The sequence below is a fragment of the Streptomyces sp. NPDC028928 genome (genome assembly GCF_055564915.1).
Genome location: NZ_JBVHVI010000001.1, coordinates 1,339,755 through 1,357,994 on the forward strand (window position 1 = coordinate 1,339,755; position 18,240 = coordinate 1,357,994).

Sequence of the window (18,240 nt, forward strand, 5' to 3'; positions counted from 1 at the left end):
CAGTGAGAGTCGTGGGGCCACCGTCTGATACAGCAGGCCACTACCATGCGAGACGTGACAGCGGGAAGCGAGTCGGTTCTCGAACTGCTGCCCTTGGTGTTCGCCGACCCGGGCGAGGCCCGGGCACGCGCCGAACAGGTCCTGGGAGCCGGTCCGCCGCCGTTGCACGCCAGCGTGGCCCACCAGGTGCTGGGCATCTGGCAGCGGGACTTCGGCGATCTGCGGATCGCGCTCAGGCACCTGCGGCGGGCCCGGGACCTGGCCGCGCGCGCCGAGTCGGCCGACCGGGAGGCCGATGTGCTGGCGACGCTGGGGGTCGCACTGGTGCACGCGGGGCGCACGCGGCAGGGGCTCGCGTCCTTCGAGCGGGGCGTCGCCCGGGGCAGCGGCCACACCCGGGCCCGGGTGCTGTACCGGCGGGCCTATGTGTGGTGGGTGCTGGGGCATCACCGGGAGGCCCTGGAGGACGTACGACGGGCCCTTCCCGTCCTGCGGCAGGCCGCCGACGACATCTGGACCGCGCGGGCGCTGACCCTGCGGGCCACCGTGCATCTGGCGCTGGGCACGGTGGACCGGGCCGTCGCCGACTTCACGGCGGCGGAGCGGCTGTGGGACACCACCGGCCAGGAGCACGACAAGGCGGACGCGGTGGAGAGCCGGGGCCTCGCCGCGTTCCGGTCCGGGGACATCCCGGCGGCGCTGCGGCTGCTGGACGAGGCCGAGGAGCGCTACGCCAAGCTGGGCACCCCGACGTACAACCTGTCGATCCGGCGCTGCGAGGTGCTGATGGCGGCGGGGCTCGCCCCGGAGGCGCTGGCCGAGGCGGACGCGGCGATCGCGCTGCTGGACCGGATCGGCGGGCAGTCCACCCGCAAGGCCGAGCTGCTGCTCGCCGCCTCGTGGGCGGCCCGCTCGGCGGGCGACGCGCACACCGCCACAGCCCGCGCCGCCGTCGCCGTACGGCTGTTCGCGGCGCAGCGCCGGACGTGGTGGGAGACGCACGCCCGGCTGGTGCTGCTGGAGGCGCGGGTGGCGGCCGGGCGCCGGTCGGGGCGGATGGTCGCGGACGCGGCGGCGGTCGCCGAGCGGCTGGACTCCTTCGGCTCGCCCGCCGCACCCCAGGCCTCGCTGGTCGCGGGCCGGATCGCGCTGGCGCTGGGCTGGACGGCGGACGCGGAACGGCACTTGGCGGTGGCCGCGCGCAGCCGGCACGGCGGCCCGCCGCCGGCCCGGATGACGGGCTGGGCGGCGCAGGCGCTGCGGGCGCGGGCGGCCGGCTCCCGGCGGGGTGTGCTGGAGGCGTGCCGGCGCGGCCTGGACGTGCTGGACGACCACCGGATGACGCTGGGCGCCTCGGAGCTGCGCGCCCACGCGACCGCGCAGGGCGCCGAACTGGCCGCGCTGGCCCAGGAGGTGACCCTCGCCCAGGGCAGCCCGCGGCGGCTGCTGGAGTGGAGTGAGCGGTGGCGGGCGACCGTGCTGTCCACCCCGCCGACCCGGCCGCCGGAGGATCCGGCGCTGCTGAGCGGGCTGACCGGCTACCGGGAGATCGCGGCCCGCGCGGAGGCCGCCCGGATGGAGGGCCGCCCGGTGCCCGCGCTGGAGCGCGAGAAGCGGCGCCTGGAACGGGAGATCCGCTCCCGCACCCGGCACATGGGCGGGGCCGCCGCCGACGCGTGCGACCGTTTCGACGTGGGCCGGCTGCTGGACCGGCTCGGTGACGGACGGCTGGTCGAACTCGCCGTGGTGGACGGCCGGGTGCACGTCCTGCTGTGCGGGCAGGGCCGGGTACGGCGGTTCGCGGGCGGTTCGCTGGCGGAGGCGGTGGCCGAGGCCGAGCACGTACAGGCCGGACTGCGGCGGCTCGCGCACCCCGGGGCCGAGGCACGGCTGCCGCTGGTGGAGGCCGCGGGCCTGCGCCTGCAGGAACTCCTGCTGGCCGGGGCGGTGCCGCACCTCGGCTCGGGCGAGGTGGTGATCGTGCCGCCGGGCGCGCTGCACCGGGTGCCGTGGGCGCTGCTGCCCGCGCTGCGGGAGCGGGTGCTCAGCGTGTCGCCTTCGGCGGGCAGCTGGCTGCGCGCCCGCGAGACCCCGGCGCCGCCGGACGGGGACGGCCGGCCGGTGCTGGTGCGCGGCCCCGGTCTCGCGACGGGCGGTGCGGAGGTCCCCGAACTGGCGGACCGGTACGGCACGGCGACGGTCCTGGAGGGCGACGCCGCCCAGGTGCCGCGGGTGCTGGCGGAACTCGACGGCGCGTGCCTCGCCCACCTCGCGGCGCACGGCACGTTCCGCGCCGACAGCCCCCTGTTCTCCGCCCTCCGGATGGCCGACGGCCCGCTGATCGTCCACGACTTCGAGCGCCTGGCCCGCAGCCCGTACCGGATCATCCTCTCCAGCTGCGACACCGCCCGCCTGGCCACGGTCGGCGCCGACGAACTCCTCGGCGTGGTCACCGCGTTGCTGCCGCTGGGCACGGCCGGGGTGGTGGCGAGCAGCGCGCCGGTCAACGACGCGGCGGTGGTCCCGCTGATGCTGGCCCTGCACAAGGGCCTCGGCGCGGGCCTGTCCCTGGCCGAGTCCCTCCGGGACGCGCGCGCGGCGCTGCCCGGGGACGCGGTGCACCAGGCGACGGGGTGGGCATTCGCGGCGTTCGGGGCGGCGTGACGGTCCGCTCAGGACCCGCTATGCCGTTTCCGGCACGTCCACCAGCCAGGGCAACGCCCCCCGGTCCCCCGTACCGAGCCGCGTGTACGCGCTGTACAGATGGTTTCCCACCGTCCGGACCGACAGGGTCAGCCTCTCCGCGATCTCCCGGTTGCTCAGCCCCGCCGCGGCCAGTGTGACGATCTGCCGCTGCCGGGCGGTGAGTTCACCGAGCACCAGCCCGGCCAGCGCGGGCGTGCTCGCCCCCGGACACCGCCGGGCCAGAGCGACGGCCCGGGTACGGGACAGCCGCGCGGCCCGCGGATCCCGGTGCACCCGTACCGCCTGCGCGTGCGCCTCCGCCGCGTACAGCAGGAACCCGCGTTCCGCCAGCGCCTCCGCGGCCCGGTCCAGCGCGGCCCCGTCCCCGCGCGCGAGCGCGTCCGCGTGCCGGGCGAACACACTCCCGGCCGGCAGGCGCCCGACCGCCCGCTCCGGCTCGCCGAGGCGTACGGCGTCGTAGAGCGCGTGGACGCCGTCCGGATCGGCCACCTCACCCAACTTCGCTGTGGTCAGGGAGAGTTGGCTCAGACACCCGCTGTCCGACGGAGCCCCCCGCAGCCCCTCCCGGGCCCAGGCCGCCGCCTCCCGCAGTTCGCCGCGCAGGCGGGCGAAGCGGGCGCGGACCTCGGCGTACCGGGCCGGCAGCGGGCCGCCCTCCGCCAGCAGCCAGTCCCCCACCGGCGTCGGCACCGGCCGGACGTCGAGCTGGTCCATCCGCCGGGCCAGGGTGCGCTGTTCGGCGGCCAGCGCGGGACCGTACGCGAAAGGCGCGCGGGCCAGCCGCCGGGCTCGCAGCCGGCCGGCGGTGGCGCGCAGCGCGGGCCCGTGCAGGGGGTGGGCGAGGGTGACGGAGCCCTGCTCGTCGACGTCGATCAGGCCGTCCGCCTCCAGGCGTTCGAGGGCGTCGAGGTCCAGCTCGTCCGCCGGCAGCGGCAGGGGTTCGGCGAAGGCGAGGCGTTGCAGGACCTCGCGTTCTCCGGGCACGGTCCGCTCCAGGCCGGGGGCGAGCCGCTCGCGGACGGCCGGGGTGACCGGCAGCGCGCCCCGCCAGGCCCGCTCGCCGGTGCCCGGGACGGGCGTCAGCCGGCCGGACCCGGTGAGTGCGGTCACCAGGTCGCGCAGCAGCCGCAGATCGCCCCGGCACGCCCGGTGCAGCCGGCGCACGGTGAGCGGCTCCAGACCCGCACCGGCGAGGAGCTGGGCGGTGTCCTCGTGGGACAGCGGGTCGAGGGACAGCCGGGGCAGCAGCTCCCCGGTCCACAGCCGGGACACCGCGCCCGGCGCGGGCGGCCCGTCCGCCGCGGCCACGACGAGCCGGGTGCGGCCCTGCACGGCCAGCTGGTGGACCAGGGCGGCGGAGGTCTCGTCCAGCAGCTGGGCGTCGTCCACGACGAGGAGCCGTACGCCGGACAGCGCGCGGACCGCGCGGTGCAGCGAGACGGTGTCCGGGAGCAGGTGCGCGAAGGCCGCGAGGGGCAGGTCGCGGGCCTCGGGCGTGCCGGTCACCCGGGCGTGGTCCATGCCCCGGACCGCCTCCGTGATCAGCCGGGTCTTGCCGCGGCCCGCCGGCCCGGTCACCACGATGCCGGGCCGGCCGGCGGTCAGCGCGGCGCGCACCCGCTCCAGTTCGTCCGCGCGGCCGGTGAACGGCCACGGCAGCTCCAGGGTCTTCGCGGTCTTCGCGTCCTGTCCGTAAGTCCTCACACCAAGCAGAGCGCGCGTACTCAGGTTTGATACAGGGCGACTTGAGTAGCCCCCGACTCAGGCGTCCGGACGGGGCGGGCGGCACGCTGGCCGCATGACCCGACGCCTCTGCTCGCTTCCGCGGCAGCCGGCCCCGTCGTTCGCACCGGGGCTGACCGCCGAGCGGCTGGGCGCGCTGCTCGCCGGGCGGCGGATGTGGGTCAACGGCACGGTGCTGCACTACTGCTTCCTGGACGCCCCCACCGACGCCTCGGTCGTCCCGGTCCCCGGGACCGGGGAGCTGCGCCGGGTGCCGTGGGCGGGCGGCGAGGAGCAGCGGGACGTGGTCCGCGAGTGCCTGCGCGAGTGGCAGGACCTCGGCATCGGCGTCACCTTCGCCGAGGTCGGCGACCGCCAGGAGGCGGAGCTGCGGATCGGGTTCCAGGCGGGTGCCGGGTCCTGGTCGGCGGTGGGCCGGGACGCGCTGTCGGCCGGCCGGGGCGAGCGCACCATGAACCTCGGCTGGGACGTGACCGCGCCCGGGGAGCGCGGGACCGTCCTGCACCAGATCGGGCACGCGCTCGGGATGGTGCACGAGCACCAGAGTCCGTTCGCCGGGCTGCACTGGGACGACGAGGCCGTGTACGCCGAGCTGGCGGGCCCGCCGAACTTCTGGAGCCGGGAGACGACGTACACGAACGTGCTGCGTCCGCTGGACGCCTGCGAGGCGGGGGCCTCGGTGTGGGACCCGCAGTCGGTCATGACGCTGCCGTTCGGGCCGGGGCTGGTGCTGGAGCCGGAGCAGTACCGCGGGGGACTGCGTCCGCCCGGCACCCCCTCCCCGGCGGACAAGGAGTTCGTGCTCCGCTGGTACCCGCCCGCCGCGCCCTCCGGGCCGGCCGCGCTGGTGCCGTTCCGGTCCGCTCCGCTCGGTCTCGGGCCGGGCGAGCAGGCCGACTTCACCGTCGAGCCGCCGGAGACCCGCGCGTACACCGTGGGCACCTTCGGCGACGCCGACACCGTGCTGGTGGTCTTCGAGGAGCGGGACGGGGAGCCTCGTTTCCTCGCGGGCCACGACGACGGCGGCAGGCCGGACAACGCCGCCGTCCGGGTCCGGCTCGTCAAGGGCCGCCGCTACGTCGTCCGGGTCCGCCTGTACTCCACGTGGGGGTCGGGAGAGACAGCGGTCATGTGCTGGTGACAGCACACGGACGGCGGGGAACCACAGTCCGGCGCCGGGGGAAGGGGCGGGGGGGGGGGGGGGGGGGGGGGGGGGGGGCACGCCACCCCCCCCCCCCCCCACGCCGTTGGATCCGTACGCCTTGCGGGGACTTCAGGACGCGGCCCGCTCCGGCGCGGCACCGGCGTCGGGGTGGGCGAGGCCCAGGTGGTCGCGCAGGGTCGTGCCCTCGTAGTCGGTGCGGAAGACGCCCTGTTCCTGGAGCAGCGGGACGACCCTGTCGGCGAACGGGTCGAGTCCGCCGGGGGTGATGTGCGGGACCAGGATGAAGCCGTCGGAGGCGTCGGCCTGCACGAAGTCGTTGATGGTCTGCGCGACGGTGGCCGGGGAGCCGATGAACGTCTGCCGGTTGCCGGTGTTGATGACCAGGTCGCGGATGGACCACTTGTTGGCCTCGGCGAGCTGCCGCCACTCGCGGGCGATGGCGACCGGGTCCCGGTACATCCGCACCTGGGCGCGGCCCCGGGCTATGTGCTCCTCGCTCACCACCGGGTCGACGTCGGGCAGCGGGCCCTCCGGGTCGTACGCCGACAGGTCCCGGTTCCAGACGAACTCCAGGTGCTTGATGGCGGTGGCTCCGCTGACCTGCTGCCGGCGGACCTCCCGGGCGAGTTCGGCGGCCTCCTGGTCGGTGTCGCCGAGCACGAAGGTCGCGGCGGGCAGGATCAGGAGCTGGTCGGGGCGGCGGCCGTACCTGGCGAGGCGGGACTTGACGTCCGTGTAGAAGGCCTGGCCCTCCTTCAGCGTGGCGTACCGGCTGAAGATCGCGTCGGCGCCGGCGGCGGCGAACTCGCGGCCCTCGTCCGAGTCCCCGGCCTGGAAGATGACCGGGCGGCCCTGCGGGGAGCGGGGGACGTTGAACCGGCCGTGGATGTCGAAGTGCTGCCCCCGGTGCACGAAGGCGCCGGCCCGGGCGTCCCTCAGGAAGGTGCCGGTGGACTGGTCGGCGAGGATCTCGTCGCCGTGCCAGGAGTCGAACAGCTCGTGCGCGGTGGCGAGGAACTCCTTGGCGCGGGAGTAGCGCTCCTCCTGCGGCAGGAAGCCGCCGCGCCGGAAGTTCTCGCCGGTGAAGGCGTCCCAGGAGGTGACCACGTTCCACGCGGACCGGCCGTCGGAGAGGTGGTCGAGGCTGGCGAACTGGCGGGCCACCTCGTACGGCTCGTTGAACGTGGAGTTGATGGTGCCGGTCAGGCCGAGCCGGTCGGTGACGGCGGCCAGCGCGGCCAGCACGGTGAAGGTGTCGGGGCGGCCGACCACGTCCAGGTCGTAGATCTGGCCGCCCTGTTCGCGGAGCCGGAGTCCCTCGGCGAGGAACAGGAAGTCGAACTTGGCGCGTTCGGCGGTCCGCGCGAAGTGGACGAAGGAGCAGAACTCGATGTGGCTGCCGGCGGCCGGGTCGCTCCACACGGTGGTGTTGTTGACGCCGGGGAAGTGGGCGGCCAGGTGGATCTGCTTCAGCGGCTTGCTCATGGCGTACGGTCGTCCTCTCCGGCGTTTCAGGCGGCTGCGTAGCGGTTGGCGGGGCGGGTGAGGCCGAGGAGACCGCGCAGGGTGCCGGTCTCGTAGGCGTCCCGGAAGCGGTGGCGGCGCTGCAGCTCGGGGACCAGGTCCCGGGTGATCCGCGGCAGGTCGTGGCCGGCGACCGCGGGCCGCAGCCGGAATCCGCTCAGCCCGCTGTCCGCCCATTCCTCCAGCAGGTCGGCGAGTTGGGCGGCCGTGCCGGTGAAGACCCGGGCGTCGCTGGTGTACGGCTCGCCCGCGAGCGTGTCGAGGCGGTCCCGGCGGGCCTCCGCCTCGGCCTGGCTGTCGTCCAGGAAGACGACGAGGTCGCCGAAGACGTGCAGGGTCTCCCCGGCGCGGCCCGCCGCCTCCTGCTCGGCGCGGATCTCGGTGACGATCGCCCGGGCGTGGTCCGCGTCCCGCGGGGTGACGTAGCCGATGTCGGCCTGCCGGGCCACGAGCCGGTACGGGACGGTCTGGTGGGCGAGGGCGGTGACCAGCGGCTGGCCCTGCGGCGGGCGGGGCGTGACGGAGGGCCCCTTGACGCTGAAGAAGCGGCCCTCGAAGTCGATGTAGTGCAGCTTGTCCCGGTCGATGAAGCGGCCGGTCGCCGCGTCCCGTATCTCGGCGTCGTCCTCCCAGCTGTCCCAGAGCCGGCGGACCACTTCCACGTAGTCGGCGGCCTCGTCGAAGAGTTCGGTGAGCGCCTTCTGTGCGTCGGGGCCGTCGAAGCCGTCGAACCGGGGGACGGTGCGCCGGCCGAAGTGCGCGGCCTCGTCCGGGCGGAAGGTGGTCCGCACGCGCAGGCCGGCGCGCCCGGCGCTGACGTAGTCGAGGGTGGCGATCGCCTTGGAGAGGTGGAACGGCTCGGTGTGTGTGGTCACCGCGGTCGGCACCAGGCCTATGTGCCGGGTGAGCGGGGCGACGCGGGAGGCGATGAGGACCGCGTCGAGCCGGCCGCGGACCTGGTCGGTGCGCTCGTCGGGCGCGAAGGGGAGGGAGGACTGGGGGCCGAGGCCGTCCTCGATGGTGACGAAGTCGAGCAGGCCGCGTTCGGCCTCGGTGATCAGGTCGGCCCAGTAGCCGGCGGTGAACAGGTCCCGGGGGCGGGCGACCGGCTCGCGCCAGGACGCGGGGTGCCAGCCGGTGCCGTCCAGGGCGACGGCGAGGTGCAGAGGTGCGAGGGAAGCTGAGGACACGTCGGTGCCTTCCTTGATGTCCGTACGAGAACACGGCTCGCGGTGCCGGCGGCGGCCGCCGGGGCAGGCGGCGTCGGCCGCGGGCGAGCGCGGCGGGAGGAGACCCGGGCCGGGCGGAAGAGGGCCGGGGGAAGGTCAGGGGCGACAGAGCGCGGCGGACACGCGCTGGAGGTCTATGTGCGGCCGGGAGTGCAGACGGACGGAGCGGTACGGGGGCACGGCGCGCGGCGGGCGTGCCTGCGGGGGCACTCGGGTCACGGCCGTCACCTCCCTCCGTCGGATGCGGACCTCGTCGTCACGTTCAACGCCCGGCCGGCGCCGGTTGTTCCCGGTGCCCTGCCCGGCGAGCCGGACGTCGTCGGACCGGCGTCCGTCAGGAGTTGTCCAACGGCAGCCCGGGCGGGTTGACCTGCGACTTCGCCAAGGACTCGGTGGAGAGGCCGTACGCGGCCAGCAACCTGCCGTACTGGCCGTGCCCGATCAGGTAGTTGACGGCCTCGGCGACCGGCTCGGCGAGCCCGCTGTCCTTCTTGGCGGTGGCGGCGATCAGGCCCTGGAGCGTCGCGCCGGCGCCGGAGAAGGTACCCGCGTTGCGGGTCGGCTCGGGCGTCTTCGCGGTCTGCCGGACGCGGTAGGAGACCGTGGGGTTGGGGCCGAAGTAGGCGTCGATCTTGCCGCTCTTCAGCGCCAGGTCGGTGGCGTTCTGGTCCGGGAAGTACTTGACGGTGAGCTTCTTGCCCTCCTTGGCGAGCCTGGCCTTCCACTCCAGCAGGATCTTCTCCTGGTTGGTGCCGGAGCCCACGCTGACCGTCTTGCCGGCGAGGTTCTGGTACCGGCCGTCGAAGTTCCAGGGGTTCTTCTTCAGCACCTCGAAGGCCAGGTTGTCCTTCCGGTAGGAGGCGAACTCGTACTTCGTCTTGCGTTCCTCGGTGACGGTGACGTTGGAGAAGGCCACGTCGACCTTGCCGCTGTCGATACCGACGAAGAGGTTCTCCCAGGTCGAGTTCCTGATCTCGGGTTCGAGCCCGAGTACCGCGGCCACCAGGCGGCCGAGGTCGGGCTCGGAGCCGGTGAGGGTCTTCTGGTCGCTGCCGAGGAAGGTCAGCGGCGCGGAGCCCGAGGGCAGGGCTCCGATGCCGATGACGAGTCTGCCGCTCCTGCGGACGGACGCGGGCAGGTGGGCGCTGATGGACTTCACTTCCGAGACCTTCAGCCGGGTCTCCGTGGCGGCTCCGTTGGACAGCCGCCCCACGGTCACCGTGCCCGTGGTGTCGGTCGTGGCGGCGGCCTCGCTGTCGCCACCGCAGGCGGTGAGCCCGCCGGCGAGGGAGAAGGCAGCGGTGGCCGCGGTGAGGCCGCGCAGGAGGCCGCGTCGGGTGAGCTGGCTGGGCATGGCTGTCCTTGTCGTCCGGGGGGTCGTGGAGAAGGTCGTAGGTGGGGGCCGTGAGTGGGAGGCGTGCGTGGGGGGGCGTGCGTGGGGGGGCGTGCGTGGGGGGGCGTGCGTGGGGAGCGGGGTGTGACAACGGGCGTGCGGTCAGAGCACCTTGGCGAGGAACTCCCGGGTCCGCTGGTGCCGCGGGTGGTCCAGCACCTGGCCGGGTGGGCCCTGTTCGACGATCCGGCCGCCGTCGATGAAGACGACCCGGTCGGCGACCTCGCGGGCGAAGCCGATCTCGTGGGTGACGATGACGAGGGTGGTGCCGCTGGTCGCCAGGTCCTTGATGACGGCCAGCACCTCGCCGACGAGTTCGGGGTCGAGTGCCGAGGTCGGCTCGTCGAAGAGGATGATCCCGGGCCGCAGGGCCAGGGCGCGGGCGATGGCGACGCGCTGCTGCTGGCCGCCGGACAACTGCCGCGGGTAGGCGCCGGTCCGGTCGCCGAGGCCGACCCGGTCGAGCAGTTCGCGGGCCAGTTCCCGGGCGGCCGGCCCGCTGAGCCTGCCGGTGGCGACGGGGGCGGCGGCGACGTTGTCGAGGACGGTCAGGTGCGGGAAGAGGTTGAAGTTCTGGAAGACGAAGCCGATCCGGCTGCGCTGGGCGAGGATGGTGCGCTCGCCGAGTTCCTTGAGCCGGTCCCCGTGCCGCTTCACCCCGATCAGCTCGCCGCCCACACTGACGTGGCCGATCTCCGGCTTCTCCAGGTGGTTGATGACCCTGAGCAGCGTGGACTTGCCGGAGCCGGAGGGCCCGAGGATCACCGTGACCTCGCCGGGGCGGACGGTCAGGTCGATGCCGTCGAGGACGCGGTGGGCGCCGTACCACTTGTGGACGCCGTGCACCTCCAGTGCGGCGGCCGCGGTCTTTTCGAGGTGCTGTGCGGTGGTCATACGGCGGCCTCCCTGCGCAGCCGGTCGCGCAGCGAGGCCAGGCCGGCCCGGGCCTTCTGCAAGGGGGTCGGCGGCAGGGTGCGGGTGGCGCCCCGGGCGTAGTACCGCTCGACGTGGAACTGGACGACGGACACGGCGCTGGTGAGGATCAGGTACCAGACGGTGGCGACCATCAGCAGCGGCACGACGTCACCGGGGTACGTGCTGCTCATCGACTGGACGGTGCCGAAGAGGTCGAGCAGGGACACGTAGAAGACCAGGGACGTGCTCTTGATGAGGCCGATCAGCTGGTTGACGTAGTTCGGGGTGATCGACCGGAGGGCCTGCGGGAAGACGATCCGGCGGAACTGGTAGCCCTTGGGCAGGCCGAGCGCGGCGGCAGCCTCGTGCTGTCCCTGGTCGACGGAGAGGATGCCGCCGCGCACCACCTCGGCCGCGTACGCCGCCTCGTTGAGGCTGAGGCCGATGACGGCGATGGTCATGTCGGTGGCCGGCTTCGACTCGTCGAAGGTGACGAAGGCGGGGCCGAAGGGCACACCGAGGCTCAACGTCTTGTACAGGGCACCGAAGTTGTAGAGGAAGATCAGCACCACGATCAGCGGCACGGAGCGGAACAGCCAGGTGTACGTCCAGCTGACCGCGCGCAGCACCGGGCTGCCGGAGAGCCGTCCGAGGGCCAGCAGGATGCCGCCGAGGAGTCCCAGGACGGCGCTGAGCGCGGCGACTTCGAGGGTGATGAGGAGGCCGTCGAGGACGGTGGGGCGCAGGAACCAGTAGCGGAAGCGGTCCCACTGGTAGAAGGGGTTCGTGACCAGTCCGTGCAGGATCTGGGCGACGAGCACGAGGACGACGGCGGTGACGATCCACCGGCCGGGCCGGCGCAGCGGCTGAACCCGCTGCGCGGACAAGGGCTTTGACGGTGTGTCGGTCGGTGTCGGCGGCGCCTCGGCCAGCGAGACGGCGGCGCCCGGTGGTTCACTCATGGCAGGCTCCGGCGAAGTCGGACACCCCGGGGGCCGCGCACGAGCGGGCGTGGGCCACGGCGGCACTACGGCACGGGGCGGCGCACGGACAGGCACGGAACCGGGGGCTGGGCGGACAGCGGCACACCGCGGGGACGGTGTGCGGCGGGAACGCGGGGGCTGGGAGGAGACGTCAGCCCTGACGGCGGGCAGAGCCCGGTGCGGTACACAGTGCGCTGTTCACGCGGAGCAGATCGACGGCGCGGTCGGCGACGAGGAGACCGGCGTACGACGGTACGCAGCCCTGGGGGCGGCTCGCGGCCGTCCTGGGAGCTGCGTACATGGCGTCACCTGTCACTGTTCCGGGCCCCATGGGGCCGCGCGCTTACCGAAACGTCATCCGGTCCGGTCGTCACCTGGGGCACCCCACCGCGATGCGAGGGTTGCCGGTCAGCGAGCCAGGGCTTGGCGCTGACGCTCATGACCGTTCTTGAGCCGTAAGTAAGGCAGTTGCCCGTTCGATTGTCAACGGCCGTCCGCCCACTGGACCTCGGGGAATCGCTCTCACCTGCGGGAAGCATCCGGGGCTTCCGCGGCGTGGCCCGCCCAGTCCAGGATCTGGACAGCGGCTCCGGCGGCCTCCAGACCCTGGCAACGGCCGTGGTGGCGGCGGGCGATGCCGTCCAGGTCGAGGTGGCGGCCGAACGCGGGGTGGGCGGCCAGCCGGCGGGCGTAGGCCCACAGGGCGCGGTGGCCGGCGATGCGGTGCACGGCGGAGGCGTCGAGATGGCAGCGGTGGACGGTGTCGAGCTGCACCAGGGTCACCCACAGCTCGATGTCGGCGGCGGTGAGCCGGTCGTCGGTGAGGTACGGCTCCCCGTCCAGCCGCCGCTCCAGCCGGCCCAGGGTGTCGAGCAGCACGTCGAGGGCGGCGGCCCGCTCGGCCGGGTCGGCACCGGCCCGGCCGGCGCGCTGCGCTGCCTCCTCGATGCCCTCGGCGCACATCCGCTCGACGGCCTCGATCACGGACTCCAGTCCGGCGGGGTACAGGCGGGCGCCGCCGCCCGGCCGGAACCGGTCCAGGTCGCGCAGGATGTCGGGCGTATGGGTGCTGACGATGCGTCCGGACCAGTCGTCGCTGAGCACGGGCCCGAGGGCGGGGCCGGTGTAGTGGTGGGCGCTCGCCTCGTACAGCGGGCGCAGGGCCGAGTGGCCGCCGTCGGGACAGTCCGGGACGGCGGGCAGGAGGGTGACGGGACAGTCGGTGTCGGGGCCGAGCAGGCTGTGGCCGACGGCGAGGCGCAGTCCGTCGGGGCAGGCGGTGGACAGATGGAGCCGGTAGCGGTGCGGCACGGCGTAGTGGCCGCTGCGCGCGTCCCGGCCGATCCGGCCCCGGAAGAGGGGGGCAGTGCGGCGGGTGGACGGGACGGCGGCGAGCGGAGTGATGGACATGCGTCTCCCCGGATGGTGGGCGTGCGGACGGGCGCGCCGGCGCGGACTGGGCCGGTCGGCGGGGGGGGCGAAGGGGCGCCCGGGTCAGCGGTGGCGGCTGATCGCGCTGCAGACGCGCTGCAGGTCGATGTGGCGGCGGGAGGTGAGCAGGGGAGCGCGCAACGGCGTCCGGCCCGTACGGCCGGTGCCCGTCGCGAGGCGCGTCATGATTCCCTACCTGTTCACTAGGATTCCCTCTCTGGAGTGTCAATCCGGCGTGGTACGACGTCAAGGGGGTGTCCACGCCTGGGACTCGGGGCCGGCGCGGGGGACTCCTCAGAGCGAGGAACATGTGACATAGTACTGCCGTGACGAAGCGACTGACCTGCGATGTCGTGGTCGTCGGAGCCGGAATGGTGGGCGCCGCCTGTGCGTGGTACGCCGCGCGCGCCGGACTCGACGTGCGGCTGGTGGACCGGGGCCCGGTGTCCGGCGGCACCACCGGCGCCGGCGAGGGCAACCTGCTCGTGTCCGACAAGGAACCGGGCCCGGAACTCGAACTCGCCCTGCTGTCCGCCCGGTTGTGGGCCGAGCTGGCGCGTGAGCACGGCGCCGCGATCGAGTACGAGCCCAAGGGCGGCCTCGTGGTCGCCTCCACTCCCGGAGCCCTGGCCGCGCTGGAGGACTTCGCGGCCGGCCAGCGCGACGCCGGCGTCACCGCCGTACCCGTCGACGGTGACCGACTCGCCGGACTGGAACCGCACTTGGCACCGGGCATGGCGGGCGGCGTGCACTACCCGCAGGACGCCCAGGTCATGCCCGCGTTGGCCGCCGCCCACCTGGCCCGCGCCTCGGGTGCCGCCCTGCACACCGGGCGGGCCGTGACCGGGGTGCTGCGCACGGCGGACGGCACGGTGTACGGCGTCCGCACCGACCGGGGCGAGATCCACGCACCGGCGGTGGTGAACGCGGCCGGCACCTGGGGCGGCGACCTCGCCGCGCTCGCCGGTGTCCGGCTGCCGGTCATGCCGCGGCGCGGCTTCGTGCTGGTCACCGAGCCGCTGCCGCGGATGGTCCGGCACAAGGTGTACGCCGCGGACTACGTGGCCGACGTGGCCAGCGACTCGGCCGCCCTGCGCAGTTCGCCGGTCGTGGAGGGCACGGCCGCCGGTCCGGTGCTGATCGGCGCCACCCGGGAACGGGTGGGCTTCGACCGCTCGCTGTCGCTGAACGCGGTACGGGCGCTCGCGGCCGGGGCGATCGGGCTGTTCCCGTTCCTGGAGCGGGTCCGCGCACTGCGGACGTACGCGGGCTTCCGGCCGTACCTGCCCGACCACCTGCCGGCGATCGGCCCCGATCCGCGGGCGCCCGGCCTGTTCCACGCCTGCGGGCACGAGGGCGCCGGCATCGGACTCGCCCCCGGCACAGGGCAGTTGATCGCGCAGGCGCTCACCGGGAAGGCACCCGAGCTGGATCTCACGCCGTTCCGGCCGGAGCGGTTCGACACCGAGGGAGGCGACGCACGGTGAATCCGATGGAGCTGGTCCGGGCCCGGCCGGGCGAGGCCTGCACCGTCACCTTCGACGGCCGGCCCCTGCCGGCGCTGCCGGGCCAGACGGTCGCGGCGGCGCTGTGGGCGGCGGGCGTGACGGCCTGGCGCAGCACGCGCGGCACCGGCGGCCCCCGCGGGGTGTTCTGCGGGATCGGGGTGTGCTTCGACTGTCTGGTGACCGTCAACGACCGTCCCGGCCAACGGGCTTGCCTGGTGCCGGTGCGCCCGGGAGACGTGATCCGCACACAGGAGGGGACGGGCCGGGGCGATGACTGAACCACCGCGACTCGCCGTCGTCGGCGCGGGCCCGGCGGGCCTCGCCGGGGCGCTGGCGGCAGCGGCACGGGGCGTCCGGGTGACCCTGGTCGACGCGGCCGAGCAGGCCGGCGGGCAGTTCTACCGGCAGCCCGCCCCGGCCCTCGGCGCACGCCGGCCGCAGGCCCTGCACCACCAGTGGCGCACCTGGGAGCGGCTGCGGGACGCGCTGGACCGGCACCGCGCGGCCGGCCGGATCATCCACCTGACGGACCATCACGTCTGGTGCGTGCGGCGGGAGTCCGGCTCCGGGTCGATCGCCGTGCACGCCCTGCGCGGCCCCGCGCAGGAGGAGGGCGTCACCGTCCGGGCCGACGCCGTGCTGCTCGCCACCGGCGGGTACGAGCGGGTGCTGCCCTTCCCGGGCTGGACGCTGCCCGGGGTCGTCACGGCGGGCGGCGCGCAGGCCATGCTCAAGGGCGGCCTGGTGCTGCCCGGCCGGACCGCCGTGGTCGCCGGGACCGGGCCGCTGCTGCTGCCGGTGGCCACCGGGCTGGCCGCGGCCGGTGCCCGGGTCGCCGCGCTGGTCGAGTCCGCCGATCCGGCCGCGCTGCTGCGCCGGGCGCCCGCCCTGGCCGCACAGCCCGGCAAACTCGCCGAGGGCGCCGGATACGCGGCCCGGCTGCTGCGGCACGGCGTGCGCACCCTGACCCGGCACACCGTCGTCGCGGCGCACGGCACCGACCGGCTGGAGGCGGTGACGGTGGCCGCGCTCGACCGGGAGGGGAACCTCCGGCCCGGCAGCGTCCGGCGCATCCCCTGCGACACCCTCGCCGTCGGCCACGGCATGCTGCCGCACACCGACCTCGCCGAGACCCTCGGCTGCACCCTGTCCGGCACCGCCGTACGGGTGGACGCCGAGCAGCGCACCGACGTGCCCGGCGTCTGGGCCGCCGGGGAGGCCACCGGCGTCGGCGGGGCGGCGCTCGCGCTCGCCGAGGGGCACATCGCCGGCCGCTCGGCCGCCGCCCGGCTGCACGGCACCGCCCCCGACCCGCGCCGCTGGGCCGCCGCCGACCGGGCCCGGACCCGGCTGCGGGAGTTCGCCACGGCGCTGGACGCGGTGTACGCCCCGCCGGCGGGCTGGGCGGACCGGGTCCCGGACGACACGGTGGTCTGCCGCTGCGAGGAGGTCACCGCTGGACGGGTCCGCGAGTCCACCGGCCCGCTCGGCGCCGGTGACCTGCGCACGGTGAAGCTGCTCACCCGGGCCGGGATGGGCTGGTGCCAGGGCCGGATGTGCGGGCCCGCGGTGGCGGGCCTGGCCGGCTGCCCGCTCGCCGCCGGACGCCGACCGTTCGCCAGGCCGGTACCGCTCGGGGTCCTGGCCGCCCTGCCGGAGACGGACTGAGGGCGGCACGCCTGACCGCTCAGTAATATGTCACACCCTACTGAAGAGGGATCATCCATGTCCGAGGCACAGCACCGTCCCTGGCGCGGCATCCTCGTCGCCACCGCCCTCCCGCTGCGCGCCGACCTCTCGGTCGATCACGACCGCTACGCCGAGCACTGCGCCTGGCTCGTCGCGAACGGCTGCGACGGCGTCGTACCGAACGGCTCGCTCGGCGAGTACCAAGTGCTCACCCCCGAGGAGCGGGCCCGGGTGGTGGAGACCGCCGTGGCCGCGATCGGCGGCGAGCGGGTGATGCCGGGGGTCGCCGCGTACGGCTCGGCCGAGGCCCGCCGCTGGGCCGAGCAGGCGGCCGAGGCCGGCTGCGCGTCGGTGATGCTGCTGCCGCCCAACGCCTACCGCGCCGACGAGCGGTCGGTGCTCGCCCACTACGCGGAGGTCGCGAAGGCGGGCCTGCCCGTGGTGGCGTACAACAACCCGATCGACACCAAGGTCGACCTGGTGCCCGAACTCCTCGCCCGGCTGCACGGCGAGGGGCTCGTGCGCGCCGTCAAGGAGTTCTCCGGTGACGTCCGCCGCGCCTACCGCATCGCCGAACTCGTCCCGGAACTGGACCTGTTGATCGGCGCCGACGACGTGCTGCTGGAGCTGGCGGTGGCCGGCGCCAAGGGCTGGGTGGCCGGCTACCCGAACGCGCTCCCCCGGGCCTCGGCGGAGCTGTACCGCGCCGCGCTGGCCGGTGACCTCACCACCGCGCTCCCGCTGTACCGGCAGCTGCACCCGCTGCTGCGCTGGGACTCGAAGGTGGAGTTCGTACAGGCGATCAAGCTCTCCATGGACGTCGTCGGACGGTACGGCGGCCCGGTGCGCCCACCGCGGGTGCCGCTGCTGCCCGAACAGGAGGTGGCGGTCCGCGCGGCCACCGAGAAGGCCGTCGCCGCGGGCCTCGCGTAAGGAGCCGGACCATGCGCAGCAAGCTCGTCCTGCACGCCGTCGACTCGCACACCGAGGGCATGCCGACCCGTGTGATCACCGGCGGGATCGGCACCGTCCCGGGGGCGACCATGAACGAACGGCGGCTGTGGTTCCGCGAACACCGCGACGGCGTCAAGCAGTTGCTGATGAACGAGCCGCGCGGCCACTCCGCCATGAGCGGAGCGATCCTGCAGCCGCCCACCCGCCCCGACTGCGACTGGGGCGTGGTCTACATCGAGGTCTCCGGCTATCTGCCGATGTGCGGGCACGGCACGATCGGGGTGGCCACCGTACTGGTCGAGACCGGCATGGTGGAGGTCACCGAGCCGGTGACCGTCATCCGGCTCGACACCCCGGCGGGGCTCGTCGTCGCCGAGGTCGCGGTGGAGAACGGCGCCGCGCGCGACGTGACGCTGCGGAACGTCCCGTCGTTCGCGGCCGGCCTGGACCGCAAGGCCACCCTGCCCGACGGCCGTACCGTCACCTACGACCTGGCCTACGGCGGCAACTTCTACGCGATCCTGCCGCTCGACACCTTCGGGCTCCCCTTCGACCGCGCCCGCAAGGACGACATCCTGGCGGCCGGCCTGTCCCTGATGACGGCGATCAACGAGCAGTCGGAGCCGGTGCATCCCGAGGACCCGTCCATCCGCGGCTGCCACCACGTCCACCTGTACGCGCCCGGCGCCACGGCCCGGCACTCCCGGCACGCCATGGTCATCCACCCGGGCTGGTTCGACCGCTCCCCGTGCGGCACGGGCACCAGCGCGCGCATGGCCCAGCTGCACGCGCGCGGTGAACTCCCGTTGCACACCGAGTTCGTGAACGAGTCCTTCATCGGCACCCGGTTCACCGGCCGGCTGCTGGGGACGACGGAGGTCGCCGGCGTGCCGGCCGTACTGCCCAGCTTCACCGGGCGCGCCTGGATCACGGGCACCGCGCAGTACCTGCTGGACCCGGCCGACCCGTTCCCCGAGGGGTTCGTCCTCTAGGGCTCCTC

Annotated in this window: 17 protein-coding genes and 1 riboswitch; of the genes, 7 read left to right on the forward strand and 10 right to left on the reverse strand. The window is 74.6% G+C overall.

The features are described from left to right. Positions 1 to 54 precede the first annotated feature (54 nt). Entirely contained in the window at positions 55 to 2,664 is a 2,610-nt protein-coding gene (locus ACZ4U1_RS05585) for a CHAT domain-containing protein (RefSeq protein WP_467899888.1), read from the forward strand. Between the two features lie 18 nt (positions 2,665 to 2,682). Here ACZ4U1_RS05585 and ACZ4U1_RS05590 read toward each other — a convergent pair whose 3' ends face one another. Next, a complete protein-coding gene (locus ACZ4U1_RS05590) occupies positions 2,683 to 4,410 on the reverse strand; it encodes a LuxR family transcriptional regulator AbsR2 (RefSeq protein ID WP_467899890.1) in 1,728 nt (575 codons plus the stop codon). Positions 4,411 to 4,504: 94 nt separating this feature from the next. Here ACZ4U1_RS05590 and absR1 point away from each other — a divergent pair, with 94 nt between their 5' ends. Continuing rightward, positions 4,505 to 5,590 (forward strand): beta-glucuronidase AbsR1, encoded by a 1,086-nt coding sequence (gene absR1, locus ACZ4U1_RS05595; protein ID WP_467899892.1) that lies wholly within the window; start codon positions 4,505 to 4,507, stop codon positions 5,588 to 5,590. A 132-nt stretch (positions 5,591 to 5,722) separates the two neighbouring features. On the opposite strand, the gene ACZ4U1_RS05600 is transcribed toward absR1, so the two are convergent. The 9 genes from ACZ4U1_RS05600 to ACZ4U1_RS05640 form a co-directional block, all read right to left on the reverse strand. After that, positions 5,723 to 7,099: an NtaA/DmoA family FMN-dependent monooxygenase gene (locus ACZ4U1_RS05600; RefSeq protein ID WP_467899894.1), complete on the reverse strand. Its 1,377-nt coding sequence runs from the start codon at positions 7,097 to 7,099 to the stop codon at positions 5,723 to 5,725. Positions 7,100 to 7,125: 26 nt separating this feature from the next. Further along, positions 7,126 to 8,328 carry an LLM class flavin-dependent oxidoreductase gene (locus ACZ4U1_RS05605; protein WP_467899897.1) on the reverse strand — a complete coding sequence of 401 codons (1,203 nt, stop codon included), beginning with the start codon at positions 8,326 to 8,328 and terminating at the stop codon, positions 7,126 to 7,128. A 135-nt stretch (positions 8,329 to 8,463) separates the two neighbouring features. Further along, positions 8,464 to 8,595, reverse strand: a complete 132-nt coding sequence (locus ACZ4U1_RS05610) for a putative leader peptide (RefSeq protein ID WP_388317582.1) — start codon at positions 8,593 to 8,595, stop codon at positions 8,464 to 8,466. A 106-nt stretch (positions 8,596 to 8,701) separates the two neighbouring features. Then, positions 8,702 to 9,721 (reverse strand): ABC transporter substrate-binding protein, encoded by a 1,020-nt coding sequence (locus ACZ4U1_RS05615; RefSeq protein ID WP_467899900.1) that lies wholly within the window; start codon positions 9,719 to 9,721, stop codon positions 8,702 to 8,704. Between the two features lie 141 nt (positions 9,722 to 9,862). Further along, positions 9,863 to 10,654, reverse strand: a complete 792-nt coding sequence (locus ACZ4U1_RS05620) for an amino acid ABC transporter ATP-binding protein (RefSeq protein ID WP_467899902.1) — start codon at positions 10,652 to 10,654, stop codon at positions 9,863 to 9,865. After that, positions 10,651 to 11,637, reverse strand: coding sequence for an amino acid ABC transporter permease (locus ACZ4U1_RS05625; RefSeq protein WP_467899904.1), 987 nt, complete (start codon positions 11,635 to 11,637; stop codon positions 10,651 to 10,653). The genes ACZ4U1_RS05620 and ACZ4U1_RS05625 overlap by 4 nt, the downstream gene beginning before the upstream one ends. A gap of 172 nt (positions 11,638 to 11,809) precedes the next feature. Further along, on the reverse strand, positions 11,810 to 11,959 hold the full coding sequence (locus ACZ4U1_RS05630) for a hypothetical protein (RefSeq protein ID WP_467899907.1): 150 nt from the start codon (positions 11,957 to 11,959) through the stop codon (positions 11,810 to 11,812). Positions 11,960 to 11,992: 33 nt separating this feature from the next. Beyond that, positions 11,993 to 12,102: riboswitch (SAM riboswitch) on the reverse strand. A gap of 78 nt (positions 12,103 to 12,180) precedes the next feature. After that, positions 12,181 to 13,068 (reverse strand): glutathione S-transferase C-terminal domain-containing protein, encoded by an 888-nt coding sequence (locus tag ACZ4U1_RS05635; protein ID WP_467899910.1) that lies wholly within the window; start codon positions 13,066 to 13,068, stop codon positions 12,181 to 12,183. Positions 13,069 to 13,152: 84 nt separating this feature from the next. Further along, entirely contained in the window at positions 13,153 to 13,275 is a 123-nt protein-coding gene (locus tag ACZ4U1_RS05640) for a putative leader peptide (RefSeq protein ID WP_256464654.1), read from the reverse strand. Between the two features lie 140 nt (positions 13,276 to 13,415). On the opposite strand from ACZ4U1_RS05640, the gene ACZ4U1_RS05645 reads away from it, so the two are divergent. From ACZ4U1_RS05645 to ACZ4U1_RS05665, 5 genes are read left to right on the forward strand one after another with little or no spacing between them, the layout of a single operon-like run. Further along, on the forward strand, positions 13,416 to 14,576 hold the full coding sequence (locus ACZ4U1_RS05645; RefSeq protein WP_467899913.1) for an NAD(P)/FAD-dependent oxidoreductase: 1,161 nt from the start codon (positions 13,416 to 13,418) through the stop codon (positions 14,574 to 14,576). Beyond that, a complete protein-coding gene (locus tag ACZ4U1_RS05650; RefSeq protein ID WP_467899915.1) occupies positions 14,573 to 14,875 on the forward strand; it encodes a (2Fe-2S)-binding protein in 303 nt (100 codons plus the stop codon). The genes ACZ4U1_RS05645 and ACZ4U1_RS05650 overlap by 4 nt, the downstream gene beginning before the upstream one ends. After that, a complete protein-coding gene (locus tag ACZ4U1_RS05655) occupies positions 14,868 to 16,265 on the forward strand; it encodes an FAD-dependent oxidoreductase (RefSeq protein ID WP_467899918.1) in 1,398 nt (465 codons plus the stop codon). The genes ACZ4U1_RS05650 and ACZ4U1_RS05655 overlap by 8 nt, the downstream gene beginning before the upstream one ends. 57 nt (positions 16,266 to 16,322) lie before the next feature. After that, positions 16,323 to 17,219, forward strand: a complete 897-nt coding sequence (locus ACZ4U1_RS05660; RefSeq protein ID WP_467899920.1) for a dihydrodipicolinate synthase family protein — start codon at positions 16,323 to 16,325, stop codon at positions 17,217 to 17,219. Between the two features lie 11 nt (positions 17,220 to 17,230). Next, the gene (locus ACZ4U1_RS05665; protein WP_467899922.1) at positions 17,231 to 18,232 is read left to right on the forward strand and encodes a proline racemase family protein; all 1,002 of its coding nucleotides are present in this window, start codon (positions 17,231 to 17,233) and stop codon (positions 18,230 to 18,232) included. Positions 18,233 to 18,240 lie beyond the last annotated feature (8 nt).